We start from the raw sequence: 24832 nt of genomic DNA on the forward strand, positions 1-24832 counted from the left end.
AACAGTTTTGTTGTTTGATTTATCCCCTTTGTGATCTGCCTGGTACCCGCCATACCCGCGAGAAGAGGCTGGATGAAAGAAGCCATCAGTTTTTTTTGTTCAGTATCAATGACGAAAAACGACATCCTAGCAGCGAATTTGGGAAAGAAAATTCAGGCCGATTATGAGGGGGCTGTGGTTAGGGGTATTCTTAAAGTGACATGGTTAATAAAATCATCACCGTGTTTATTTTGCTGGCTCTGAGCATCGGAGCCGCGGTAGCCCTGTTCAGGTACCCTGAAAACGTTTACCTGCAGCGAGCGTTGTCATCGGGGTTAACTCTGGCTGGCTTATACCTGGTCTTCAAGCTGATACTGGAGGAGGCGGTAGCCCGGAGCATCAGTGAAATCGCCTCCCGATTCAATTTCAGGCGGGTTATGTCCGCCTTTTTCTTTATCGGGGCGGCGATAGCCTTGACCAACATCTGGATCAACGCCCAGAACTTGCTAGTCGCTTACGGCCTCATTGGCGCCGGGGTGGCACTGGCCCTGCAAGACCTGTTCAAGAACCTGGCCGGAGGCCTGATGCTGTTCACCAGGGGCACTTACCGCATCGGCGACCGTGTCGAGGTGAATTCCAAAAAAGGGGATGTTATCGATATCGGTCTCCTGAATACCACCCTTCTGGAAATAGGTGAATGGGTGGGTGGAGACCAGCCGACCGGCCGCTTATGCCAGATTCCAAACGGTTTCATCCTTTCTCACGCAGTCCATAATTACACCCGTGACCACCATTTCATCTGGGATGAGATCAACATCCCGTTAACCTACGACAGCGATTGGCACCTGGCCCTGGACACAATTCTGAAATTGGTGACAATCGAAACGAAGGCGGCAACTACGGAGGCTCAGGACTCTTTTTCACGCCTGGCTGGCCGTTATTTCCTGCCCGGCAATGCCGGGGCGCCGAGTATCTTTGTAACCCTCACCGACAATTGGATCAACCTCACCGTTCGTTATATTTCGGAAGTCAGGAACCGGCGAGAAACCCGGGACAGGTTGAACAGGTTGATCCTTGACGAGATCACGAGGCTGGGCAGTGAAAAAGTCAGAATTTCATCCCAGACGTTGGGCGTTTCCGTAAAGCCCGAGAGTAATGGAGGCACTCGTCCCGTTCAAGCCTCCGGTTCCTGAACCCGATAACATCGCCACCCGCGACAGGCTCGCTTGTTTAACGGAAAGTCATTCCCGATAGCGTGCCTCCGTCCCGATGCATTATAATATTGCTGTGTACAATGGAGAAAAGGTCGCCGCAATCATTGCCGCCGCCGGGCGCAGCGAGCGGATGCAGGGCGTGGACAAGATTTTCACGATGCTGGGCAACCGGCCGGTTCTGTCGCGCACGGTCTATCCGTTCGAGTGTCATCCGTTCATCGACCGAATCGTCGTGGTGATCAATCCGGACCGGGTCACCCCGGCCGAAAAGCTGGCCGCGAATGAGAAATGGCGCAAAGTTACCGATATCATCGCGGGGGGCGAGCGGCGGCAGGATTCAGTAATGAAAGCCATCGCCCGGCTCGAGAACGACGTAAAATGGGTCATCATCCATGACGGGGCTCGCCCGCTGGTGCGGCTTGCTCAAATTGACGAGGGACTAGACGCCGCCGTGGAAACAGGGGCCGCCGTTTGCGCGGTTCCGGTGACCGATACTATCAAACAGGTGTCTGCGGCCGGTTTTATCGAGGCTACGTTAGACCGGGAGAAACTCTTCGCCGTTCAAACTCCCCAGGTCTTCCGCTATGAGATCATACGACGGGCTTATGATTCCGCGGCTCAGATGTCCGTAACCGACGATGCTTCGCTGGTCGAAAACCTGGGTATCCGGGTTAAGCTGTTTCCAGGTTCTTATGCTAATATCAAGATAACCACTCCGGAAAGCCTGGCCACCGCCGAAATGCTCTGGCGGAGAAGCGGAGATTAGGATGAAGATCAGAACCGGTCTCGGCTACGATGTCCATCGCCTGGCGCCAAACCAGAAACTGGTCCTCGGGGGGGTGGAAATCCCATTCAGCCACGGGCTCATCGGCTGGAGCGATGCCGATGTCCTGGTCCACGCGGTCATGGATTCACTCTTAGGCGCAGCCGGGTTGGGGGATATCGGCGTTCATTTCCCGCCTGGAGACCCCCAGTTCAAAGGCATCTCAAGCCTGAAGCTGCTCGAACGCGTCGGCGGCATGCTTAAAACCGCGGGATGGAAAATCGGCAATGTCGATGTTGTAATCGTGGCCGAACAGCCAAAGCTGCGGCCGTACATTGCCGCCATGTGCCAAAATATCGCCGGCACCCTGGGTATCGATCCGTCATCGATCAACGTAAAGGCGAGCACTTCCGAGGAACTGGGGTTCATCGGCCGCGAGGAAGGCATGGCAGCCTGGGCGACGGCGCTTGTCGAAAAATGAGGCCACTCCAGCGGCATCGATCTTCGTGGTAATTCGGGGTCAATAGACAGGCAGTGATGCCCGGGTGAAAAGCAGGCAAGGATGCCTGCTCTACCAGTTGTGCCGATGCGCAGCCATCCGTGATATACTCGCCCCATGAAAATATCCAATACCCTCACCGGCCGCAAAGAAGATTTTGTTCCCCAGGGCGATCCGGTCAAGATGTATGTCTGCGGCATCACGCCGCAGTCCGCCGCCCATATCGGGCACGCCATGAGCTACATCAACTTCGATGTCATCAGACGTTACCTCATCTATCGCGGCTATAACGTCAAGTACGTCCAGAACTTCACCGACGTCGACGATAAGATCATCGCCAAGGCGGCGCCCCTCGGCATCACGCCGCTGGAGCTGGCCGACCGGAACATAGGCGAATTTCTGTCTGATATGGCCGCAATCAATATCCTGCCGGCTACGGTTTATCCACGGGTGACGCAGGAGATCCCATCGATCCTCGCGCTGGTCAGGGGATTGGTCGAAACAGGATACGGTTACGAAGCCAACGGCTCCGTCTACTTCAGAGTTACCAAGCTGAACGACTACGGCAAGCTTTCCCATCGCACTCTCGACCAGATGCAGGCCGGCGCGCGCATCGAGGTAGGCGAGGACAAGGAACATCCCATGGATTTCGTGCTATGGAAAGCCGCCAAACCCGGCGAGCCGTCCTGGGATTCGCCCTGGGGCAAGGGGCGCCCCGGCTGGCATATCGAATGCTCCGCGATGAATCTCAAGTACCTGGGAGAGCAAATCGACATTCACGGCGGTGGCGCCGACCTGATCTTTCCCCATCATGAGAACGAGATCGCCCAGACCGAGAGTTTTACCGGTAAAAAGCCATTCGTCCGCTACTGGCTGCACAATGGGCTGTTGCAACTGGGCGGCGAAAAAATGAGCAAGTCCATCGGCAATCTGATCACCATCAAAGATTTCCTGTCTAAAAACTCCTCCGATGCGTTGCGTATCTTCGTGCTGGGATCCAATTATCGCAGCCCGCTGACATTCTCCGCCGAGGTGATAGAAGCGGCTGAAAAAGGCGCACAGCGACTGTCACAGGCGTTGCAGAGCGCCACCGGCACTAAACCGTTAGCTTTCGACGGTGAAGTTTATCGCACCCGATTCGTCGAGGCCATGGACGAAGATTTCAATACGCCGCAGGCTCTGGCAACTCTATTTGATCTGACGCGGGATCTCAACCGCATCGAAGCCGATGGTGGGGACGCGTCCGCGGCGAAACAATTGCTCCGCGAACTGGCGGATGTCCTGGGGTTGAAACTGGAGTCAGCGGGGAAAGCTGCCGATGACGGAAAAATTGCTGAAACCGTCGCAGAGATCTACCGGGAGCTCGGCAAAACCCCGGGCGAATGGGATGAAGACGCGGCTAAGGCGATGACCGATGTCATTTCCCTACGTGCCGAGCTGCGCAAAGCCAGAGACTTCGCCAAGGCAGATGTCCTGCGCAAGAAGTTGGAAGGTATCGGCGTCAACCTTAAAGACACGCCATCCGGCACTGTCTGGGAATACAAAGCCAGAGCCTAGAATTTCCCGGTTTTGACAAATCACCAACTCCGGGTTATTATTTCGGTAATTGGCGAATTACCGAATATGACCGAAAGCGTGTTCAAAGCCCTGGCCGACGCCAACCGGCGCCGGATACTGAAACTTCTCGGGGAACGGCCGATGACTGCAGGCGAGATTGCCGAGAAATTCGAGCTTGCCAAATCGACCTTGTCGGGACATTTCGGTGTGCTCAAGGCGGCCGACCTGATCCAGGAGGAAAGGCGGGGGGCCACTATTGTATATTCGCTCAACATGTCCGTGGTTGACGAGACGCTGGCGGCGGTTATGGACCTGCTGAAAGTGGATCGAGATAAAAAAAAGGATCGGATTGAGAAAGAGTCATGAAGATTACCTGGCGTTCCGAGGCTTTAAACCTGTTCTTGATCGCGGCGATGTTTATCGCTTCGGCGATTGTCTATCCCAGTGCCCCCGAGACCGTACCGATTCACTGGGGACTTAACGGCGAGCCGAACGGGTACGGCGGCAGGTTCGAAGGGTTGTTTTTACTGCCTTTAATGACCATCGGCATTTACCTGCTTCTCCTGGTATTACCCAAAATCGATCCCAAACGGGCCAATTATGAAAAATTCGGCGGAGTTTATCGAATCATCAGGACTCTCCTGGTGGTTTTCATGGCTGGAATACACGGCGTAATACTCGCATCAATCAAAGGGGCTTCGATCGATATCGGCATGGCGGTAATGGTGATGGTCGGCCTGATGTTTGTGGTGCTCGGCAACTATTTCGGTAAGCTAAAGCAAACGTGGTTCGTCGGTATCCGCACCCCCTGGACATTAACCAGCGAACTCTCATGGAGGAAGACGCACCAGCTCGGCGGCAAGATATTCGTTGTTTTCGGCCTGCTCTTAGCCCTCACCGGGATCATCCGGCAAGACTGGTTGTTTTTCTCGGTGTTCGGTCTGTTCATGGCGTCGATCATATACTTAATCATCTATTCCTATCTGGTTTGGAAGTCCGACCCCAACAGGACTAACGGTACACCGCGCTGATCTCCCATTGAAACAGATAACCAGTCCGGCGGGAAAACAGAAAGAGGCTCTTTAAAGAGCCTCTTTTCACAATTGCTTTGGAACAGCCTAATACTGTTTTTTCCTAAAAGCTTTTCTCTTCCTGTAGCACGAATGGCAAATGACCTTGAGCTGGAGCGGGACTTCAGGGTCGTAAACATATTGGCATGAAGCATCCAGACTCATACCGCAGCTATCGCCGTGTTCATGCTCGGGGTCAGTGCATTCGCATTTGCCGCCCGACCGTTCGAGGACTTGTTCAGTCAATTTCGGATCCAAGAGACCCACTTTAATCAACCCTCCTTGTAAATTTGTTAATTCTTCATACAGATGAATTGCCATCTGTCAATCCCGGGCGCAATCCCGTTTTCGGAATTGCGGAAAAGGCAGGACTTATTTTCTCGCCCACAGCGGGGACATGGCCCGCAACCGGGCAACGACTCCCGGAAGGACCTCCAACACCCGATCAATGTCATCGCCGGTGGTCCAACGCCCGAGAGACAGCCTCAGGGAGCCAAATGCCTGGTGCTGAGGCAGTCCCAGGGCAAGTAAGACGTGTGAAGGTGCGGTACTCGTCGAAGAACAAGCGGAGCCGGGAGAAGCCGAAATGCCTGCCAGGTCCAGATTGAGACAGACGCTCTCTCCTTCGACATAATCGAAGGAGAAGTTGGCATTATTCGGCAGGCGTTGTGTCGGGTGGCCGTTGAGGCGGGTTTCGGGGATAGTTGAAAGAACCCCGGCGATCAGCCGGTCACGCAGGGCTGACAGTCGCCCGGACTCGGAAGCCATGGTGAGTTGGGCCAGTTCAACGGCTTTGCCGAAGCCGACGATGCCGGGAACGTTTTCGGTTCCCGAACGCTTGCCGCGCTCCTGGCCTCCGCCCCACAGAATGGGCGAAATCCTGGTGCCCTTCCGTATGTAAAGGGCGCCGATGCCTTTGGGACCGTACAATTTATGAGCGGAAACGCTGAGGAGATCGACACCGAGCGCCTCAACGTCGACGGGAATCCTGCCTGCCGCCTGCACCGCGTCGGAGTGGAGGTAGACACCTTTCTCACGGGTGATTTTAGAAATTTCCGCCAGATTTTGGATGGTGCCGATCTCATTGTTGGCCAAGATTACCGAAACGACGGCGGTATCCGGCCGAACCGCTTTTTCGACTTCACCCGGATCAAGCATCCCGTTGGTATCGACCGGCAATACTGTGACCGAGGCTCCGTTTTTCTCCAGGAAATGACAGGTTTCCAAAACAGCGTGGTGCTCAATCGCGGTGGTGATGACATGCCTTCCGCGGCAACCGTTGGCATTCAGGATGCCTGCGAGCGCCATGTTGTCGGCTTCGGTGCCGCCGCTCAGGAAAAGAATCTCGTCAGGGCGGGCGTTTATCAGCCTTGCCAGCGACCCACGGGCCTTTTCGACGGCCTGCCGGGCTTCCTGTCCCTCGGCGTAGATGGCGGACGGATTACCCGGAAAATCATGGAAATAGGGCAGCATTGCCTCAAGGACTTCCGGGGCGACCGGCGTGGTGGCGGCGTAGTCAAGGTAACTGCGTTTCATAGTTAAGAATTATACCAGAAGCGCCGGTTTGCCCCCCCGGCGGGCGATCAGTTAGAGTTCGTCGAACGAATTCAGAAAGATCTCCGGGATGGCTTCGGCGTTTTCGTTGACCCATCGCTGGAGGCATTCCAATGAACAAAAACCGTAGCGTTTGATATCTTCCGGTCCGACCAGGTGGGAAACGATAAACCAGCCCTGAAGCGCCAGGCACGGCAACTCCGAGGAGTCTACTCCCTGGTTCCGGCCGCAGCCGTAGCAATGGCAGGTCTTATCGGTCATCCGGTCAAATAACCTCTTCCGGAACTTCCGGCTGGCCGCTTTGCCGCCAGCGTTCAACCATGTCATTCAAGGTGATGGCATCAAGAATGTTGTCGGTGGCTTTTTTGATCTGCATCCAGACATCACGGGTTACGCAGTGCTCGCCCTTCCAGCAGACCCTGGGATCGTCCACACATTCGGAAGGGGCTGTCGATCCCTCGGTGGCTTTTACGACCTCGGACAATCGGATTTCCGCCGGTTCCTTGGCCAGGACGAAGCCGCCGTTAGCGCCGCGAACGCTTCGGACCAGCCCGGCGATCCGAAGAGGGATAAACAACTGGGCGAGGTATTGTTCCGAAATCCGCCGCCGCATGGCAACATCCCGGATCAGGATTGGGCCTTCCCCGTAGTGAATCGCCAGGTCGAACATGGCTTCCATGGAATGCCGGCCGCGGGCTGAGAGTTTCAAATCGATCCTCCAAGCTCAATAAACCAAGACAAGAGGATAATGATTCAAGACTTGGTGACGGTTTCATATTAGCCCAGTCTACTTTTCCTTGTCAAACGTGAGTGCCCGTGCGCGAGATGCAAAGTCATCGTGTATAATGTGAGGCTGATTACAATGGCGAATGACGAAAATCTGGCACCCCGGCTGGGCGAAGCCCTACCCCCTGAGATTGCGGCTTTTTTGAAAGTTGCCTCTTCTGAAGCTGCTGCCAGGGGTTGGCGATTCTATTTGGTCGGGGGGGCGGTGCGCGATGCTATTCTGGGCCGGGCGGGTTTCGACCTCGACCTGTCAGTCGAGGGGGATGCCATCGGGCTGGCTATGGCTATCGCCGCTTCACCGGATGACGTCACCGTCCACCACCGCTTCAATACCGCCCGGTTAAAATGGGGCGGGCATCATATCGACCTGGTACGCAGCCGGGAGGAGACTTACCCGAGGCCGGGAGCGCTGCCGACGGTGCGGCCAGGGCCCATCAATATGGACCTTCTCCGCCGGGATTTCACGGTCAACGCGATGGCGGTGTCTCTCAATCCGGACGATTGGGGATGCCTTATCGACGTTTGCGGAGGACTCCGGGATATCCGGCAGAGATTGATCCGGGTGCTTCATCCCGGGAGCTTCATCGACGATGCCACCCGAATTTGGCGGGCGGTGCGCTACGAACAGCGCCTGGGCTTCCGCATCGAACCGGAAACGCTGAAACTGATCGAACGGGACCGGGTAATGCTTGGAACGATCACCCCCGACCGGCTTCGATACGAACTGGAATGCATCCTTACAGAAACGGCTCCCGAGAAGGTCTTTCGGCGGGCCGATGAACTGGGATTGTTATCGACGTGGCACCCGTCATTGAAGGGAGATTCCTGGCTGTCCGAGGTATGCGCCAGGGCACGGTCGCTGGTCGAAAAACCTCACCCCGACGTTTACCTGGCACTCCTCGCCTGGCGCTTGACCGCATCCGAAAAGGAAGAGTTCATTGCATCCCTCCGTTTTACCAAGCCTCAGGCAAGGGCCCTCCGGGATAGCCAGGCCATTGCCGAGAACGGTGGAATTTTGACTTCACCCGAGGCCAAACCGAGCGCGGTAGCCGCCGTTCTCCACGGCTTGTCCAGAGACTCCCTGGTTGCGGCGAAATGCGCTGTCCCGTCCGGTGTGGCGGGGGACAATATCGACCGCTTTATGAACGAATGGAAACATTCCGCACCCTTGCTCACCGGCGAAGACCTGAAAAGGCTGGGGGTCGCCCAGGGGCCTGACCTTAAATCGATTCTCGATGGGATCAGAGACCTGCGGCTTGACGGGCTTATTTGCAGCAGGGCCCAGGAAGAGAACTTTGTCATGGAGTGGCTGAAGAGCCGCCCCGGCGAATCGTAAGGCTGTATTCACGCTAACCGGGATGCCCGGTGGTGTGCGCCAGGTAGCATTCCAGCCGGTTTTTTCTGAGGTTCTCGAAGATACGTTCCGCCTCGGACCTATCCCGGTGAAGGCTGAACAAAGCCGGGCCCGCGCCGGATAACCGGACGCGGTAAGCCCCCGCCTCCAGGAAACGCCATCGATATTCCTCAATCTCCGGCCAGAGTTCGGCTGAAGGCCGTTCGAAGGCGTTGGACAGCAGCGACGGTGGTATCTCCCAGCCCTCCATCAGGGCATGGACGAATTTCTCGGTTTTGTCACCGCTGGTGAAATCAGCCGGCTTGAGGGCATGGTACAGCCGGACGGTTTTACCGTTTTCAGGCAAAACGGGGGGCAGCAGGAGGACCACCCAGGCGGATGGAAAGGCTTTCAACGGAGTCACCAGTTCACCTCGCCCCTCGATGACGGCGGTGCCGCCGATAAAGAAGAACGGCACATCGGAGCCCAGGGCGGCGCCGATCTCCATCAGCTCGGGATCGGAGAGACCCAGGTTCCACAATCGATTGAAGCCCTTGAGGGCTGCGGCGCAGTCCGAGGAATCGCCGCCGAGACCCGACATGAGGGGGATCCGCTTGGTCACATGGACACGGGCGCCTTCTTTACAGCCGAAGCGCTCGCGGAGAAGCACCGCCGCTTTCGAGACCAGGCTTTTGGAGCTATCCCAACCCGGCAGGTCGCCGGAGATTACCAGGTTCTGAGAGGCATCGAAATCGAGCACGTCGGCCAGGTCGATGGTCTGGACGATGCTCTTGATGTCGTGGTAGCCGTCTGGGCGCTTGCCGAGCACCTCGAGGGCCAGATTGATCTTGGCCGGGGCAAGGAGTTTAAACAATGTTTTCCTTGTATGATCGAAGGACATTCAGCCAGTCGTCGATGGTGAGCGTCTCGGCGCGGCGCCGGGGATCGATTGCTGCCCGCTCAAGCAACCCGGCGCCTCGATCCTTGTCGATCTCGAGTCCGGCCGAGATGGCATTTATGAGCTGCTTGCGCCGGGTCGAAAAACCTGCCCGGGCGAGCTTGAAGAAGACCGCTTCGTCAGCCATGGAAAGACGGCGCTGCGGCAGGACTTCGAGCCTTAATACCGCGGAAGAGACCTTGGGCGGCGGGTAAAAAGCGCCGGCGGGGACGTGGGTTACGATCCTGGGCGAAGCGTAGAATTGAATCGCGACTGATAAAAGACTCATCTCGGGCGGTTGGGCAACGATCTGTTTGGCTACCTCTCTCTGCACCATGACCACCAGGCGACTTGGCTGGCGGGCGGACTCCAGGAAATGCCGGAGTACCGGAGAAGTGATGTAGTAGGGCAGGTTGGCGACGACTTTGAAATCCTCGCCGCCGACCAATTCCTCGATTTTGGTCTCGAGGATATCGCGTTCGACGATGTCGACATTGGATAAGCCCGACATCGTTTCACGAAGCAGGGCGGCCATACCCCTGTCGACTTCGACGGCGATGACCTTGCCGGCGCGTCCGGCGAGGGCGCGGGTGAGCACCCCCAGGCCGGGGCCGACCTCGATGATGGTATCGGATCGGGAGATACCGGCGGCGGCGATGATCTTGTCCAGGACTCCGCGGTCGATCAGGAAGTTCTGCCCCAGCCCTTTCCTGGCGCTCAGGTTGTACCGGTCGAGCAGGGCGCGGGTTTCGGACATGAGCGAGGCCGCAGGGGTGGGCAAGCCCGGGCTTGTTGCGCCGGATGGCGGCGTCAGGGCGATATTTGGGTCCTGGTTATCGATCATCTGGCGTTTCATTTCCGGCAAATATTACCATAGTTGTCAGTTCACAGTTGGCAGTTAAAAGTTATCAGTTATCAGTTATCAGTTGTCAGTTGTCAGATCGCGTTTCGTGTCGCGGGTTGCGCGTTGAGAAACGCGCTCGAAAACAAAGGAAACAATTCCTCCATCCGCCGGTTGGCGGGTGACAAGGCCCATGCTCTGAGAATTCGGGCCGCCGATTCGTTTTTGTTTTTTCGGGAGAAAGAGTTTTATGCGGAACGAATCCCCAAAATTTGCGATTGGCCAATCGTGGGAAAACGAATGCTGGTTTTTTGGCCGGCTGGAAAACAAATATCGTGAAACCAGCCGGTGCGAAACGGCAAATGACAGGGCACAGTTGTGCTATAATGTTCATGGGGGTATTATAGCACGGACGTTCAGAGGATAGTCAAGCGAGTTTTGTCGTTTTTGGGGGAATATTTTTTAAGAGCAGTCAGCGGTCAGCTATCAGCGGTCAGGTGGTTTTCGAGATTGCCACGTCGCGGCGCTCCTCGCAAAGACAGAGGATTAGATTGCCACGTCGGGCTTCGCCCTCCTCGCAAAGACAAGGGGTTTAGATTGCCACGCCGTTGCGCTCCTCGCAAAGACAAAGAATGAGATTGCCGCGTCGGGCTTCGCCCTCCTCGCAAAGACAGAGGATTTGAACGGCACGGTAAAGACAAATATGGGGAGGCTTATGTTACCGGGGCGGAACCGAGATTCTTCGTCCCGATTTCATCGCGGACTCAGAATAACAGATGGTGGAGACGGTGGGGATGTCCAGAAAGATCAGGAAGGCTTCACGGTAGTCTTGTTTAAGAGGTAGCAATGAGATTCTTCACTACGTTCAGAATGACAAAGGGGAAAAAAGAAGGGGAGCCTGCGGGGCTCCCCTTCTTTTGTTAGTAAAGTATCGTGGGATTATTTATTGGGTCCTTTTGTTTTGAGGATGAAGTTATAGTCATACGGTACATAGAATGTGGCACCTTCCGGCGCATCGTATGTAACCAGCATGACAGCCTGGTCAGACCATGTGAGGATGCTGCTGAGTTCGTATAAACCAGCGGCGGTGACGCTATCAAGCTTCATCGTGAGTACCCGATATTCACCCACCGTGTTTTTACCGGCGGATTTCATGCCGACAAAACTAACGGTGTAGCCGTTGGGGATAGGAAAGATGTCAGTAATATCTTTGAACACTGAAGTATCGGTCCCATCCGAAATTAATGTGTCATCGACATAAACATTGTCGATATACCAGCCGGAATATGTTGTAGCCCAGTCAGTCACATATCGGAAGGCGATGAGGATATTCTGGCCTGCATAAGCCGAAAGGTCAAAGCTCATCGTCACCGGATCAGTAACATAACTTGTCAAACCAGGCAGATTGGCAACGACTGTGGGATGGGCACTGGGGTCATGATCCGAAGTGGTATAAGCGTTAGCTAGACTTGTCCAGGTATAACCACCATCCGTCGAGACCTGAACAAAACCGAAATCCCAATAATCTTCGATGTCCCAAATGGTATCGAACGTCAACGTTCCACCGCCGGATGCCTTAAAGATAGCCCAGTTGTCAATAAGGTCACCGGTACCACTCCACAACCAACCATCAACAGAAGACCAACGGGTCGGGAAAGTTGATAACGGCAACCCTTCAAACTCCAATTTCAGGACATCTTTCATCTTGCCAGGGAGCCACAGGTAGTCCGTGCCCCAGGGCGGCGCGCCTTCAGTGTCGAAGGCTTGCAGATTAGGATTAGCGCTGGTACCGATGTTAAGTTTGAAATCCGGGAAGGTCTTGATGGCATATTTACCACCGGCTTTGACCGAATTGATCAGCATCGCAATGGAGAAATCATGGTACAGGTCCGCGAAACTTTTTTGAATTCTAAACTGGGCAAGGGTGGCATTAACTCCTGAAATACCATTGCCCTGATTGTGGAATAGAGCTTGTGTGAATGACGTCCCGAATTGTTCGTTGAGATATATCTGGAACAAGGCGGCTTGCCCGTAATCGGTGAGGATCTCATCGTCGCCCTGATCTCCCCAAACAACCAGTGAATTTTCAGGATTTGCTGCAGCGGCAGCTATATGTCCCTGGAGAGAGGCGGTATAACCGCAGACGATTTCGGCGAATTCAGCCATACCCTCGTTAATGAAGGTATCTTCATCTGTATCATAGTCATCATGTAGCAAGTGTTGCCATTCGTGAGCGAAGACTCCCTCATAGAGATACGGGCGGGTACCGCTGGACCCCATGCGATTTGTCCAATCATAGGCATCGATGCTGATGATATTGCGGTCGAAATATACCTCAAATGATGGAGAATAAAAGCCCGCTATATATATTGGATAAGTGGAATCATAGAAGTTTTCATCGCGGATATTGCTAACCAGGACGATGTTTCTTCCGTTGGAGTCAAAGTAATAATCATCAGGTAAACCCAACAACGATGGTAGGTATGCGTTAGTTCCGTCGTGGGCATCGGCGGTACCGAAATAGGCAGTTTCTTTAGGAAGAATGTTATTGTCGAATTGACCAAGAATGTATGAAACCTGTTCATCTGTAAGTTCCGGTTTAGCCCGGGGATCTCCCGCCGGCCAGGCGAGGTTTGCCTGTACCCAAACCTGTGTCTTTGGAGAGTCTGCAACCAAATTGAAATATGTGGCTTGATATTGACCAGTATAATCGTTGAGAATCAGGAAAATTTTTGTATCTAATACTGTAAGTGCCGATGCCGAGGCGGAACCTCCACCACTCTGTTGATCGTCTTTGGCTATTCGATCGGAAGTCGCCTCCCACTGCCTGATCTTAGGGCCGACATCTGTCGCCTCATAGGTGATCTTGGCGGCAGAAACCGGAAGAGACGCGGGTAGCATGAAGACCAGGGCGCCGAGAGTCAAGAGGATGCTGACAGGTATGGACATTTTTCGCCTGAACACTTGAACTCCTCCTTTTTGTATTCTACTTAAGCTCCGAAGTGCAGTTGGGGCAACGGGTGGCCTTTATCGGGATCGATGTCGAGCAGTAAGGGCAGTCCTTGGTGGTCGGGGCGGCGGGAACGGCGGCGGCGGCCTTTTTAGCGGCCTCGCGGGCGGCGATCATGTTGAGCGGCTTGACGACCACGAAGAAGATGGCGGCGGCCACGATCAAAAAGCTGATGATGACGTTGATGAAGACGCCGAAGTTCATGGTGACGGCGCCGGCTGCCTGGGCGGAAGCCAGAGAATCGTATGGCCCGGCCGTGGCTCCTTCCTTGAGCACGGCGTACATATTGGTGAAGTCCACGCCGCCCAAAGCCAGGCCGATAGGCGGCATCAGGATGTCCTTGACGAAGGAATTGATGACGGCGCCGAAAGCCGCGCCGATGACGATGCCGACGGCCAGGTCGACGACGTTGCCACGCATGATGAAGGTGCGGAATTCCTTGAACATAAGCCTCCTTTCAAGGCAATCAGGATGGGTCTATGCTACGTCAGCGTAAAGGCTAAATCAAGGGGTTTTACGATTATTTTTTGCTTGACAGGAATCTGGGGGGATTAAGAGAGGAGGGGCGAAAGCCCCTCCTCCTCTTTCATGGAAACGGTGTCTACTTCTTACCTTTCGGTGCCTCAGGGGTTGTGTTAGCCCAAGGAATGTCAGCCAGATCCTTGGGTTTGCCTTCATCACCTTTCTTGGTGGGGGGCAAGCTAGGATCAAGAGCGATGTTATCACCGCTGTTGTTGTAGGCATCGAGTGTTGACCCTAGGCTACGAACCTGGCCGATGCTGTTGCCTTCAAGAACTCCAACTATATCGGTTAGAGTCACTGGCAGTGGAGCTCCACCAGCCATTGCGTCATTGAGGATGGCGGCCAGAGCTTGCTGGGCGGTGTGGATCTTAGCTTGGTCGATGGTTAGACGAGAGCTCGAAGTTTCATCAGCATTCTTGGCTGTATTAGCCCAGAGTAGACCCATCAATTGTTCCATGGTGGTGATGGTCCAGGTCTTACCACCCCAAGTCCCGAGATTGATGTTGCTGTTCAAACCCGTTGGATCAGTGAACACGTGCTCGGTAAAGTCCCAATGGGTCTTCCAGAAGCCGATGGTGCGGGTGGCGCCGTTAACCTCAACGAACACATCGTCCTGTTCCGTAGGATAGTTGGGAACGGTGATATCGTTGCCTAGCGGGTCGGTTCCGTGACCGGTAGCCTGGAAAGTGGTGTCAACGCTTATGGTGGTCAGGTACACCCATGTCCAGGTCTCGTCCGTGTCGAGAATACCATCGGTGTTGGCATCGCCGGAAGTTGGAGGAGCGGACAGGGTCAACGGACTGCCATCGTTCTGAGTGACGACAACGCTCACGTTGGACAGCGGGACGTCCCCTGTATTTTCTTCAGTCACGGTGATTGTGACATTTCCACCTGGGAACGTTTCCCAAGTATCCGAACCGATAGTTACAGTTGTATTAGGTTGCTTCAAAGTATTGGTGATGGTCCTGGTGGCTGTTGGGGTGCCTGGATCCACGGTTACATTGCCTGTCAGGTTCGTTACAGTCCAGGCGACGCCAGGATCGGTCTCGGTGACGGTATATACACCAGGAATCAGGTTATCGAGAGTCTGAGCACCAGAGATCACACCATTTACCAGATTAAAGGTGAGGGTGGTTCCATCCGGTCCAGGATAGGAAGGACCAGTCACTTTGACAGTGAAGTCAAGGGTAGTAGTCGAGGCAAACGGATAGGCACCCAAGACTACTACTTTAGTGATGGTTAGGGAGCCGGGGACGAAGTCATTGGTGACGTCAGCGGTAGCCTTGACGCCGGCGCTGACAGCGACCGCAGAAGCGGGAACGGTCTCGGTCCACTCGGCACCGGCATCGACTTCGGTGATGGTGTAGTCGCCGGGGATGAGGCCGGTGAGGAGCCAAGGATTGGGCGCGACGATGGCGCCATTATCCAGGACGAACTGATGGGTGGTGCCCTCGCCGGGGTAGGAAGGACCGACTACCTTGACGGTGAAGGTCTCGTCAATGGAGGCTGAATTGACAGCGCCATTGAAATCGATGATCTTGGTGATCTCGAGGGAGCCGGGGACGTAATCATTGGTGACGTCAGCGGTAGCCTTGACGCCGGCACTGACAGCGACCGCAGAAGCGGGAACGGTCTCGGTCCACTCGGCACCGGCATCGACTTCGGTGATGGTGTAGTCGCCGGGGATGAGGCCGGTGAGGAGCCAAGGATTGGGCGCGACGATGGCGCCATTATCCAGGACGAACTGATGGGTGGTGCCCTCGCCGGGGTAGGAAGGACCGACTACCTTGACGGTGAAGGTCTCATCAATGGAGGCTGAATTGACAGCGCCATTGAAATCGATGACCTTGGTGATCTCGAGGGAGCCGGGGACGTAATCATTGGTGACGTCAGCGGTGGCCACGCCACCGGCGCTGACAGCGACCGCAGAAGCGGGTACGGTCTCGGTCCACTCGGCACCGGCATCGACTTCGGTGATGGTGTAGTCGCCGGGGATGAGGCCGGTGAGGAGCCAAGGATTGGGCGCGACGATGGCGCCATTATCCAGGACGAACTGATGGGTGGTGCCCTCGCCGGGGTAGGAAGGACCGACTACCTTGACGGTGAAGGTCTCGTCAATGGAGGCTGAATTGACAGCGCCATTGAAATCGATGATCTTGGTGATCTCGAGGGAGCCGGGGACGTAATCATTGGTGACGTCAGCGGTAGCCTTGACGCCGGCACTGACAGCGACCGCAGAAGCGGGAACGGTCTCGGTCCACTCGGCACCGGCATCGACTTCGGTGATGGTGTAGTCGCCGGGGATGAGGCCGGTGAGGAGCCAAGGATTGGGCGCGACGATGGCGCCATTATCCAGGACGAACTGATGGGTGGTGCCCTCGCCGGGGTAGGAAGGACCGACTACCTTGACGGTGAAGGTCTCATCAATGGAGGCTGAATTGACAGCGCCATTGAAATCGATGACCTTGGTGATCTCGAGGGAGCCGGGGACGTAATCATTGGTGACGTCAGCGGTGGCCACGCCACCGGCGCTGACAGCGACCGCAGAAGCGGGAACGGTCTCGGTCCACTCGGCACCGGCATCGACTTCGGTGATGGTGTAGTCGCCGGGGATGAGGCCGGTGAGGAGCCAAGGATTGGGCGCGACGATGGCGCCATTATCCAGGACGAACTGATGGGTGGTGCCCTCGCCGGGGTAGGAAGGACCGACTACCTTGACGGTGAAGGTCTCGTCAATGGAGGCTGAATTGACAGCGCCATTGAAATCGATGACCTTGGTGATCTCGAGGGAGCCGGGGACGTAATCATTGGTGACGTCAGCGGTGGCCTTGACGCCGGCGCTGACAGCGACCGCAGAAGCGGGAACGGTCTCGGTCCACTCGGCACCGGCATCGACTTCGGTGATGGTGTAGTCGCCGGGGATGAGGCCGGTGAGGAGCCAAGGATTGGGCGCGACGATGGCGCCATTATCCAGGACGAACTGATGGGTGGTGCCCTCGCCGGGGTAGGAAGGACCGACTACCTTGACGGTGAAGGTCTCGTCAATGGAGGCTGAATTGACAGCGCCATTGAAATCGATGATCTTGGTGATCTCGAGGGAGCCGGGGACGTAATCATTGGTGACGTCAGCGGTAGCCTTGACGCCGGCACTGACAGCGACCGCAGAAGCGGGAACGGTCTCGGTCCACTCGGCACCGGCATCGACTTCGGTGATGGTGTAGTCGCCGGGGATGAGGCCGGTGAGGAGCCAAGGATTGGGCGCGACGATGGCGCCATTATCCAGGACGAACTGATGGGTGGTGCCCTCGCCGGGGTAGGAAGGACCGACTACCTTGACGGTGAAGGTCTCATCAATGGAGGCTGAATTGACAGCGCCATTGAAATCGATGACCTTGGTGATCTCGAGGGAGCCGGGGACGTAATCATTGGTGACGTCAGCGGTGGCCTTGACGCCGGCACTGACAGCGACCGCAGAAGCGGGAACGGTCTCGGTCCACTCGGCACCGGCATCGACTTCGGTGATGGTGTAGTCGCCGGGGATGAGGCCGGTGAGGAGCCAAGGATTGGGCGCGACGATGGCGCCATTATCCAGGACGAACTGATGGGTGGTGCCCTCGCCGGGGTAGGAAGGACCGACTACCTTGACGGTGAAGGTCTCGTCAATGGAGGCTGAATTGACAGCGCCATTGAAATCGATGACCTTGGTGATCTCGAGGGAGCCGGGGACGTAATCATTGGTGACGTCAGCGGTGGCCACGCCACCGGCGCTGACAGCGACCGCAGAAGCGGGTACGGTCTCGGTCCACTCGGCACCGGCATCGACTTCGGTGATGGTGTAGTCGCCGGGGATGAGGCCGGTGAGGAGCCAAGGATTGGGCGCGACGATGGCGCCATTATCCAGGACGAACTGATGGGTGGTGCCCTCGCCGGGGTAGGAAGGACCGACTACCTTGACGGTGAAGGTCTCGTCAATGGAGGCTGAATTGACAGCGCCATTGAAATCGATGACCTTGGTGATCTCGAGGGAGCCGGGGACGTAATCATTGGTGACGTCAGCGGTGGCCTTGACGCCGGCGCTGACAGCGACCGCAGAAGCGGGAACGGTCTCGGTCCACTCGGCACCGGCATCGACTTCGGTGATGGTGTAGTCGCCGGGGATGAGGCCGGTGAGGAGCCAAGGATTGGGCGCGACGATGGCGCCATTATCCAGGACGAACTGATGGGTGGTGCCCTCGCCGGGGTAGGAAGGACCGACTACCTTGACGGTGAAGGTCTCGTCAATGGAGGCTGAATTGACAGCGCCATTGAAATCGATGATCTTGGTGATCTCGAGGGAGCCGGGGACGTAATCATTGGTGACGTCAGCGGTAGCCTTGACGCCGGCACTGACAGCGACCGCAGAAGCGGGAACGGTCTCGGTCCACTCGGCACCGGCATCGACTTCGGTGATGGTGTAGTCGCCGGGGATGAGGCCGGTGAGGAGCCAAGGATTGGGCGCGACGATGGCGCCATTATCCAGGACGAACTGATGGGTGGTGCCCTCGCCGGGGTAGGAAGGACCGACTACCTTGACGGTGAAGGTCTCATCAATGGAGGCTGAATTGACAGCGCCATTGAAATCGATGACCTTGGTGATCTCGAGGGAGCCGGGGACGTAATCATTGGTGACGTCAGCGGTGGCCACGCCACCGGCGCTGACAGCGACCGCAGAAGCGGGAACGGTCTCGGTCCACTCGGCACCGGCATCGACTTCGGTGATGGTGTAGTCGCCGGGGATGAGGCCGGTGAGGAGCCAAGGATTGGGCGCGACGATGGCGCCATTATCCAGGACGAACTGATGGGTGGTGCCCTCGCCGGGGTAGGAAGGACCGACTACCTTGACGGTGAAGGTCTCGTCAATGGAGGCTGAATTGACAGCGCCATTGAAATCGATGACCTTGGTGATCTCGAGGGAGCCGGGCTTGAAGGTGTTGGTCACGGTACTGGTTGCGGTTTGCCCGCTATTTACAGTGACACTGCCGCCTCCTGTAACGGTCCATTCAGCCCCAGGATTGTCTTCTGAAACGGTATAGGAACCGGGAATCAAGCCTTCAAGAGTCACAGATGTTGGAGATTGCAAAACACCATTGGTAAGTGTAAAGGTGATGTCGTGCGAATAACCACCGGGCCCGGTAACGTGAATAGTGAATGTTTCACTGATACCGGCAGGGTTAACTACGCTGCCAAGAACAACACTTTTGGTAACAGTTAGTTTGCCGGTGCCGTAGTTGAAGAAGTTGTTATTGGCACTTACTGGGGCGGGTGATGTTAATACTATCCCAGAAATTGTGCCATTGGCAGGGAAGGAATGAACGAAGTTCTCATAACCAGCCGGGATGCTCGCCCCATTTTCAGGGGCTTCTTTTACCGAATAAGTGCCATAGGGCAAATTAGTGAATTGATAAAAACCATTAGAATCCGTTACGGTTGAAACTGTGATGGGTACACCCTCAACCGTCGCGTACAGTTTTATCGGCCACCCCGGGATGCCGACATCTCCGGCAGTGAATGTCCCAGAGACATCTTTATCGTTGTATTTATACCCGGATATGACGCCGTTAACAACTGCGCCGCTGGGAAGTTGGAAAGTCTTCAAACCACTGTAAACGATAGAACCATGCAGTGAGGAACCGGGATAGAACCCAGCGCCATTGTATTGGGCAGTCCAAGGCCGATCGAACGTTGTTGGCGTGCCTCCAGACCCGGGATAAACGCCATCAATTTGCGGCAGCAAATTTTCCGCCCCGTGGCTCCAAATAAAGGTTAGAGCCAGGTGGGGTTCAAAGTAGATTGCAAGAGATTCCCCGGGCTGCAACATAGTTGGTGGTGGATTAACATCGAACCCACCCCAAAAATGGCTGGCCGCGGGAGCAGTCTGGCTTTCCGTTGTGATATAAGAGTCGGTGCCGGGATCCCAAGGCATATTGATCACCTTAGGGGTGAACGGAGTCCAACCGGTTTTCCAATCACTTAAACCAATATCATCGCCAGCGACATGACCTGTGTATGGGTAACGGTCACTCGGTCCATCGCCCGCAACGAAGTATGCGCTGGGAGTCATGCTCCACGCTAAGTTTTTAACCCAATCGACTCCCACGGTTCCAGAATTATAAAAATCCAGAATGAACCCGAAACCAGAGATATCGATGGCTGCTGATGTGCCGTTTGTGATCAAAATCTGAGATTGCCAATAATCCCCTTCAGGATACTCGCCATAGTTGCCATTACCCCAAACCTGGGCATTTGGTCCATTTCGCCAGCCGAGGCTTGTCTGAGTAACGCTGCCGCCGGCGGCGTCTGTCTTAGTCGGCCCGATAGCGGCGAAAAGCATGGCCATCGTCGCAAGTAGACCGGCGGCGATAATTGCCACTTTGTAGAAAAGGGTCTGCTTCTTAGTCATTTTCTCCTCCTTTGATATCGTAAACAACCCCCAGGATGTCGTTGATGGTGTTTTGTTTCATTTTTTGTCTCTTTTCGCTGGTCCAAAAAAGAAAAACCGGTCCGAAATAGCTTTCGGGGCCGGTTTCACCATTTGCTCCTCGCCGCCGAGGTGACCAGATTACAGGCGGCAGATCATCGCGTCCCATGTATAGATCATGGTACCTGGACCAGACTCAAAACCTCCTCCGTTTTGAGACTACCTAGGTAACGCTACTATTGTTGAGGCCGTCGGGCGGCGAATACAATACGTAAAATTACTTATTTTTGGAGCCAATTTTACGTACTGCCATTGCCCCTGGTTTATTGCCTCCTCCAAAACAATAAACCGGCCTTACGTCAGGCCGGTTTCACTACTTGCTCCCCGCAACCTAAAAGTGACCAATTACAAGCTGCGGATCATTACATCCTGGAATTACCATCGTAAGACTAGAACATATGTAAAATCAAGATGCCGTAACCTCACTTTAACTCACTTTTTGAAGCATTTTGAAAAAATAGAGATGAATCATAGGCGGGTAAGTCATGATGGCGGTCAAAGAAACCTTACAGATCGTAATGAAATAATTAGAGAATCGAGGTTATGAAGGCCGCTTTTTTCAGTGTTTTACCCACCCAAGATGCGTAGAAGTACGTATTGTCAAAGTATAGATTTGAGTATAGCCTGTCATTAAGGGAATTCATCTTTTGCCTCCTCCCGTGTGAGGATACCGATAAATGGTCCAGAACTTATTCGATTCTCTATCCGGAGCGATACTCTCGGTCAGCCCTTTTGCTATCGGCGGGCTGATACTGCTTGGTATTATCATGGAGGTGGGCATACCGGACTTTGCGGTGTGCGACCTGACGCTTATTTTCATCGGATTCACCTTCGGGCTGGCCGCCTGGCAGGTGGTGATTTTCTTCGGGGCGATCTTCGCGGGCAGAGCCATGGGGTACACCGGCATTTTCCTGCTGTCCAAGAAGTACGGGGACAGGTTCTCCGACTGGTTGTGCGCCCACTCGCCGAAGCTGGAGAACAAGCTGATAGATCTGGAAACGAGGCTGAACAAGCATTCGACGACCTCTATTCTGTTCACCCGCCTGGGGCCGGGGCTGCTTACGGCGGCATCCATCGCCTCCGGGCTGTCCAACATCAAGTACCGGCAGTTCGTCCTGGGCTCGGCGTTCTCGGCGCTGGTCGCCGACGGCACCCGGATCGCCGCCGGGTCGGTTGCACCGCACGGGGCGGTGTTCCTGGGGATCAAAGTACAGACCTGGGAAATCGTCCTGGCGGTGACGGTGGGAGTGGCTTTTTTCTGGTTCATGATGGCGCGGCTGCAGGCCTGGTACGAGAAAAAACATCCCAGCAAGGTCAATGACAGTTTCTCCAGCTATCAGCCCCGGACCTGCCCGCTGCCGCCGGAGAAACCCCGGAAGAATAAAAAAGGGGCGATGGAGGAGATCGGTTAGGGAGCGGTCGGCAATCAGCGGACAGCAGCCAGCATGGAAACTTAGGAATTGCAATCTCAAAATTTCCAAATAGTATTCAAATCCAGAACCCAAATTTCGAATGTAACTTTTTGGGACTCGACGGGAGGGTGGTAATATCGAAAGCGTGAACAGCCTAAACGCGTGCTTGCCGGAGACTATCAGCGCCCATGAAGACTACAATAAAAAGTTCTTCGCCGGGGTGGCGCCTTTTTACGATCTGCTGCGATTCGTTTTTCCCCCATTGAGGAGAAAAGCCGCTTCATTTCTATGCGCGCCCCGAGGCAGCAAGATCATCGACGTGGCTACCGGCACAGGCGACCAGGCGGCGGAGTTCGCGCGGCGACGGTACAGCGTCACAGGCGTAGACCTGTCCGGGGCGATGCTTGAAAGGGCGCGCCACAGGATCAAGCCCGGTTTAAAGCTGGAATTCACCCAAGCCAATGCCGCTTGCCTGCCGTTTGGGGACAACTCCTTCGACGGTTCGTCGATCTCGCTGGCGCTGCATGACATGCCGCGGGAGATCGAGGTCCAGGTGCTGAAAGAAATGAGGCGGGTGACGAGGGGGCGGGGTGAGATACTTATCGTCGAATACGCCGACCTGTCGAAAGGGATCAAATCGGTATTGAACTCGTTAATCCGGTTGTACGAGAGCAAGTATTACCGGGATTTTGCCCGGCGCGACCTGGGGAAACTGCTGGCGGACGCGGGACTCACGATTAGAAGACAGAAAAACATTATGGGTATCTTCAGGGCGGTGGTGGCGGGGTGAGGTTTAGCATGAAGCCGTCAGCAGCCAGCTATCAGCTTTTAGATTGAGTTCCGGATGAATCCTACCGATATTTCAATGACCCATAACGCGGTCGGAGATTAGCCGGGAAATTCCAGATTCATGCGGCTAGCGAAATGGATCAGGGATGAGTGTATCACGCAGCATCGAGATATCCTGATCGGTCAAGTGTTATTATTCGTTCGGGACACCGAGATTCTTCGCATGGCTCAGAATGACAGATTTGGACTCCCTAACTTGACATATTGAGTCCTCAACCCTATTATTTAAAACCGTTCGCGCCGAAAAAACGGCCCGGAAAAGCCAGATTCAAGCCAAACGCGGCTATCTCTCAAATCTTTACCGGCGGCGGCTTGCGGCCATTTAAAACATTGGGCTCGACGACGACACAGGCAAGGATGCCTGTGCTACCGGTTCGGGGTATGGATACAGGCAGGGAAGCCTGAAGTACCAGTCAGGGCAAGGAGTGTTGATGGAAACTATCGCGCCGGTGAAGGATCCGGGGTTCGATTCCGACGAAGCCCGGAAACGCAAGAAGTACATGGTGGACCTGTTCGTGGTCCAGGCCAAGAACTACGATTTCCACGATGACATTTACGGCCTGTACGCCCATCGGCTGTGGGTACGAACCATGGTCAATGTCATCAAGAAATACATGAAGGGCAAGAAACGCGCCGACATGCTGGACATGGGCTGCGGCACCGGATTCGTCACCTTCAACGTCGCCCGGAAGGTCCCGGCGATAGACAACATCGAATCCTTCGACCTGTCTCCGGACATGATCAAGGTAGCCAAGGAGCGCTACGAAAAAGGCTTCAAAGGCCGCAAGATCAAGTTCTGGGTGGCCGACGCCGAGATACCGTTCGGCAACGGCAAATATGATCTCGTCACCACTTCCTTTGCTTATCGCAACTTCGCGAACAAGAACCTGGCGACCAAGAATGTCTTCAACGCTTTGAAACCGGGCGGCATGTTCATCATCCAGGACTTGACCAAGCCCGAGAAGCAGCCGATGAAGGGCCTCTACGCTTTCTACATGAAATTCATCCTGCCGGTCTTCGCCAAAGTCCTCGGTACCGAGCGGACGGCGGCGGGCTGGCTCAAGAAAAGCACCGACATGATGCCGACCAATGCCCAGATCCAGAAGATCCTGGAGGATAGCGGTTTCACCAGGTGTTATTACAAGAGCCTTTCAGGCGGTATCGCCTGCATCATCGTCGGATTCAAACCGGAGGGTTAGGGATGGCGGCGGGAACAGCGGAACAGCGTTTACAGGACCCCGGTTTCGACTCCGAGGCGGCTAAAAAGCGCAAGGCTTACATGCTGGAGCTTTTCGGCTACCAGGCCCCCAAGTACGACCTGACTGACGACATCATCGGCCTGGGCATCCACCGGCGGTGGGTGAAGGACGTGCTCAAGGTCATCGGCCATTACAAGAAAGACAAAAAAAACCTGAAGATGCTGGACCTGGCCTGCGGCACGGGTTTCGTCACCTTCAACACCGCCAAGAATTTCGATGATATCGACATCGACGCCTTCGACCTGGTGCCGGAAATGGTCGAGGTGGCCAAGAAGCGCTACGAAAAAGGCTTCAAAGGCCGCAAGATCAATTTTTGGGTGGGCGACTCCGAGGTGCCCTACGGCGAAAACAAGTACGATGTCATCACCACCTGCTTCGCCTTCCGCAATTTCATGAATAAGAACCTGGCGGCGCAGAACGTCTTCAAGGCGCTCAAGCCGGGCGGCATGTTCATCATCCAGGATATGACCAAACCCGAGCACCAGCCGCTCCGGGGACTATACCTGTTTGCCCTGAAATACATGCTGCCGCTGGCCGGGTTTGTCCTGGGCACCGCCAAGGGCTCGCCGCGATACCTCTATAATTCCGTGATGCTGCTGCCGAAGAACACCGACATCGCCAAAATCCTGACCGACAACGGCTTCAAGGACGTGTGGCACAAGTACCAGAGCGGGGGTATGGGCACGGTGGTGGTGGGATACAAGAAATAACCAAGAGACAAGATACAAAT

At 55.3% G+C, this 24832-nt stretch carries 19 protein-coding genes and 2 riboswitches; of the genes, 11 read left to right on the forward strand and 8 right to left on the reverse strand.

Annotated features, from left to right (window positions below; translation table 11 throughout):
- Positions 1-200: 200 nt before the first annotated feature.
- From Dform_RS00575 to Dform_RS00600, 6 genes are all read left to right on the forward strand, one after another.
- Positions 201-1172 carry a mechanosensitive ion channel family protein gene (locus tag Dform_RS00575; RefSeq protein ID WP_076003292.1) on the forward strand — a complete coding sequence of 324 codons (972 nt, stop codon included), beginning with the start codon at positions 201-203 and terminating at the stop codon, positions 1170-1172.
- 94 nt (positions 1173-1266) lie between these two features.
- The gene (gene ispD, locus Dform_RS00580) at positions 1267-1959 is read left to right on the forward strand and encodes a 2-C-methyl-D-erythritol 4-phosphate cytidylyltransferase (RefSeq protein ID WP_076005008.1); all 693 of its coding nucleotides are present in this window, start codon (positions 1267-1269) and stop codon (positions 1957-1959) included.
- Position 1960: 1 nt separating this feature from the next.
- A complete protein-coding gene (gene ispF / locus Dform_RS00585; RefSeq protein ID WP_225973700.1) occupies positions 1961-2437 on the forward strand; it encodes a 2-C-methyl-D-erythritol 2,4-cyclodiphosphate synthase in 477 nt (158 codons plus the stop codon).
- A 135-nt stretch (positions 2438-2572) separates the two neighbouring features.
- Positions 2573-4012: a cysteine--tRNA ligase gene (gene cysS / locus Dform_RS00590; protein ID WP_076003293.1), complete on the forward strand. Its 1440-nt coding sequence runs from the start codon at positions 2573-2575 to the stop codon at positions 4010-4012.
- A 66-nt stretch (positions 4013-4078) separates the two neighbouring features.
- Positions 4079-4378 (forward strand): autorepressor SdpR family transcription factor, encoded by a 300-nt coding sequence (locus Dform_RS00595; RefSeq protein WP_076003294.1) that lies wholly within the window; start codon positions 4079-4081, stop codon positions 4376-4378.
- Positions 4375-5043, forward strand: a complete 669-nt coding sequence (locus Dform_RS00600) for an SdpI family protein (protein WP_076003295.1) — start codon at positions 4375-4377, stop codon at positions 5041-5043. The genes Dform_RS00595 and Dform_RS00600 overlap by 4 nt, the downstream gene beginning before the upstream one ends.
- A gap of 411 nt (positions 5044-5454) precedes the next feature.
- Here the strand turns inward: Dform_RS00600 and nifS are convergent, their stop codons facing one another.
- The 3 genes from nifS to Dform_RS00620 are packed head-to-tail and all read right to left on the reverse strand — an operon-like array spanning position 5455 to position 7345.
- Positions 5455-6618, reverse strand: coding sequence for a cysteine desulfurase NifS (gene nifS, locus Dform_RS00610; RefSeq protein WP_076003297.1), 1164 nt, complete (start codon positions 6616-6618; stop codon positions 5455-5457).
- Positions 6619-6669: 51 nt separating this feature from the next.
- The gene (locus Dform_RS00615) at positions 6670-6897 is read right to left on the reverse strand and encodes a hypothetical protein (RefSeq protein ID WP_076003298.1); all 228 of its coding nucleotides are present in this window, start codon (positions 6895-6897) and stop codon (positions 6670-6672) included.
- A 4-nt stretch (positions 6898-6901) separates the two neighbouring features.
- Positions 6902-7345: an RrF2 family transcriptional regulator gene (locus tag Dform_RS00620; RefSeq protein WP_076003299.1), complete on the reverse strand. Its 444-nt coding sequence runs from the start codon at positions 7343-7345 to the stop codon at positions 6902-6904.
- Between the two features lie 153 nt (positions 7346-7498).
- Here Dform_RS00620 and Dform_RS00625 point away from each other — a divergent pair, with 153 nt between their 5' ends.
- Complete coding sequence (locus tag Dform_RS00625) at positions 7499-8758, forward strand: CCA tRNA nucleotidyltransferase (protein ID WP_076003300.1); 1260 nt, start codon at positions 7499-7501, stop codon at positions 8756-8758.
- A 13-nt stretch (positions 8759-8771) separates the two neighbouring features.
- On the opposite strand, the gene ispE is transcribed toward Dform_RS00625, so the two are convergent.
- The 5 genes from ispE to Dform_RS00655 all read right to left on the reverse strand — a co-directional run bounded on the left by ispE (position 8772) and on the right by Dform_RS00655 (position 20504).
- Entirely contained in the window at positions 8772-9629 is an 858-nt protein-coding gene (gene ispE, locus Dform_RS00630; protein ID WP_225973701.1) for a 4-(cytidine 5'-diphospho)-2-C-methyl-D-erythritol kinase, read from the reverse strand.
- Positions 9622-10536: a 16S rRNA (adenine(1518)-N(6)/adenine(1519)-N(6))-dimethyltransferase RsmA gene (gene rsmA / locus Dform_RS00635; protein ID WP_099092344.1), complete on the reverse strand. Its 915-nt coding sequence runs from the start codon at positions 10534-10536 to the stop codon at positions 9622-9624. The genes ispE and rsmA overlap by 8 nt, the downstream gene beginning before the upstream one ends.
- Before the next feature lie 936 nt (positions 10537-11472).
- The gene (locus Dform_RS00645; RefSeq protein WP_158513443.1) at positions 11473-13497 is read right to left on the reverse strand and encodes a choice-of-anchor J domain-containing protein; all 2025 of its coding nucleotides are present in this window, start codon (positions 13495-13497) and stop codon (positions 11473-11475) included.
- A gap of 22 nt (positions 13498-13519) precedes the next feature.
- On the reverse strand, positions 13520-13990 hold the full coding sequence (mscL, locus tag Dform_RS00650) for a large conductance mechanosensitive channel protein MscL (protein ID WP_076003304.1): 471 nt from the start codon (positions 13988-13990) through the stop codon (positions 13520-13522).
- 154 nt (positions 13991-14144) lie between these two features.
- Entirely contained in the window at positions 14145-20504 is a 6360-nt protein-coding gene (locus tag Dform_RS00655; RefSeq protein WP_076003305.1) for an SdrD B-like domain-containing protein, read from the reverse strand.
- 110 nt (positions 20505-20614) lie between these two features.
- Positions 20615-20697, reverse strand: a riboswitch (cyclic di-GMP riboswitch).
- Positions 20698-20875: 178 nt separating this feature from the next.
- Positions 20876-20961: riboswitch (cyclic di-GMP riboswitch) on the reverse strand.
- A 298-nt stretch (positions 20962-21259) separates the two neighbouring features.
- Between Dform_RS00655 and Dform_RS00660 the strand changes: the two genes are divergently transcribed.
- From Dform_RS00660 to Dform_RS00675, 4 genes are all read left to right on the forward strand, one after another.
- Complete coding sequence (locus tag Dform_RS00660) at positions 21260-21994, forward strand: DedA family protein (protein WP_076003306.1); 735 nt, start codon at positions 21260-21262, stop codon at positions 21992-21994.
- A gap of 145 nt (positions 21995-22139) precedes the next feature.
- Complete coding sequence (locus Dform_RS00665; RefSeq protein WP_158513444.1) at positions 22140-22784, forward strand: class I SAM-dependent methyltransferase; 645 nt, start codon at positions 22140-22142, stop codon at positions 22782-22784.
- Positions 22785-23274: 490 nt separating this feature from the next.
- On the forward strand, positions 23275-24042 hold the full coding sequence (locus Dform_RS00670; protein WP_076003308.1) for a class I SAM-dependent methyltransferase: 768 nt from the start codon (positions 23275-23277) through the stop codon (positions 24040-24042).
- Positions 24043-24044: 2 nt separating this feature from the next.
- Positions 24045-24812 (forward strand): class I SAM-dependent methyltransferase, encoded by a 768-nt coding sequence (locus Dform_RS00675; RefSeq protein ID WP_076003309.1) that lies wholly within the window; start codon positions 24045-24047, stop codon positions 24810-24812.
- Positions 24813-24832: the final 20 nt, after the last annotated feature.

The sequence above is a fragment of the Dehalogenimonas formicexedens genome, from assembly GCF_001953175.1.
GTDB classification, from domain to species: Bacteria; Chloroflexota; Dehalococcoidia; order Dehalococcoidales; family Dehalococcoidaceae; genus Dehalogenimonas; species Dehalogenimonas formicexedens.

Excerpts from the sequence above, each read along its gene's own strand:
- Dform_RS00575 (WP_076003292.1), top strand. The coding sequence starts at position 201 with ATGGTTAATAAAATCATCACCGTGTTTATTTTGCTGGCTCTGAGCATC.
- ispF (WP_225973700.1), top strand. The coding sequence starts at position 1,961 with ATGAAGATCAGAACCGGTCTCGGCTACGATGTCCATCGCCTGGCGCCA.
- cysS (WP_076003293.1), top strand. The coding sequence starts at position 2,573 with ATGAAAATATCCAATACCCTCACCGGCCGCAAAGAAGATTTTGTTCCC.
- Dform_RS00595 (WP_076003294.1), top strand. The coding sequence starts at position 4,079 with ATGACCGAAAGCGTGTTCAAAGCCCTGGCCGACGCCAACCGGCGCCGG.
- Dform_RS00600 (WP_076003295.1), top strand. The coding sequence starts at position 4,375 with ATGAAGATTACCTGGCGTTCCGAGGCTTTAAACCTGTTCTTGATCGCG.
- nifS (WP_076003297.1), bottom strand. The coding sequence starts at position 6,618 with ATGAAACGCAGTTACCTTGACTACGCCGCCACCACGCCGGTCGCCCCG.
- Dform_RS00615 (WP_076003298.1), bottom strand. The coding sequence starts at position 6,897 with ATGACCGATAAGACCTGCCATTGCTACGGCTGCGGCCGGAACCAGGGA.
- Dform_RS00625 (WP_076003300.1), top strand. The coding sequence starts at position 7,499 with ATGGCGAATGACGAAAATCTGGCACCCCGGCTGGGCGAAGCCCTACCC.
- rsmA (WP_099092344.1), bottom strand. The coding sequence starts at position 10,536 with ATGATCGATAACCAGGACCCAAATATCGCCCTGACGCCGCCATCCGGC.
- mscL (WP_076003304.1), bottom strand. The coding sequence starts at position 13,990 with ATGTTCAAGGAATTCCGCACCTTCATCATGCGTGGCAACGTCGTCGAC.
- Dform_RS00655 (WP_076003305.1), bottom strand. The coding sequence starts at position 20,504 with ATGACTAAGAAGCAGACCCTTTTCTACAAAGTGGCAATTATCGCCGCC.
- Dform_RS00660 (WP_076003306.1), top strand. The coding sequence starts at position 21,260 with ATGGTCCAGAACTTATTCGATTCTCTATCCGGAGCGATACTCTCGGTC.
- Dform_RS00670 (WP_076003308.1), top strand. The coding sequence starts at position 23,275 with ATGGAAACTATCGCGCCGGTGAAGGATCCGGGGTTCGATTCCGACGAA.
- Dform_RS00675 (WP_076003309.1), top strand. The coding sequence starts at position 24,045 with ATGGCGGCGGGAACAGCGGAACAGCGTTTACAGGACCCCGGTTTCGAC.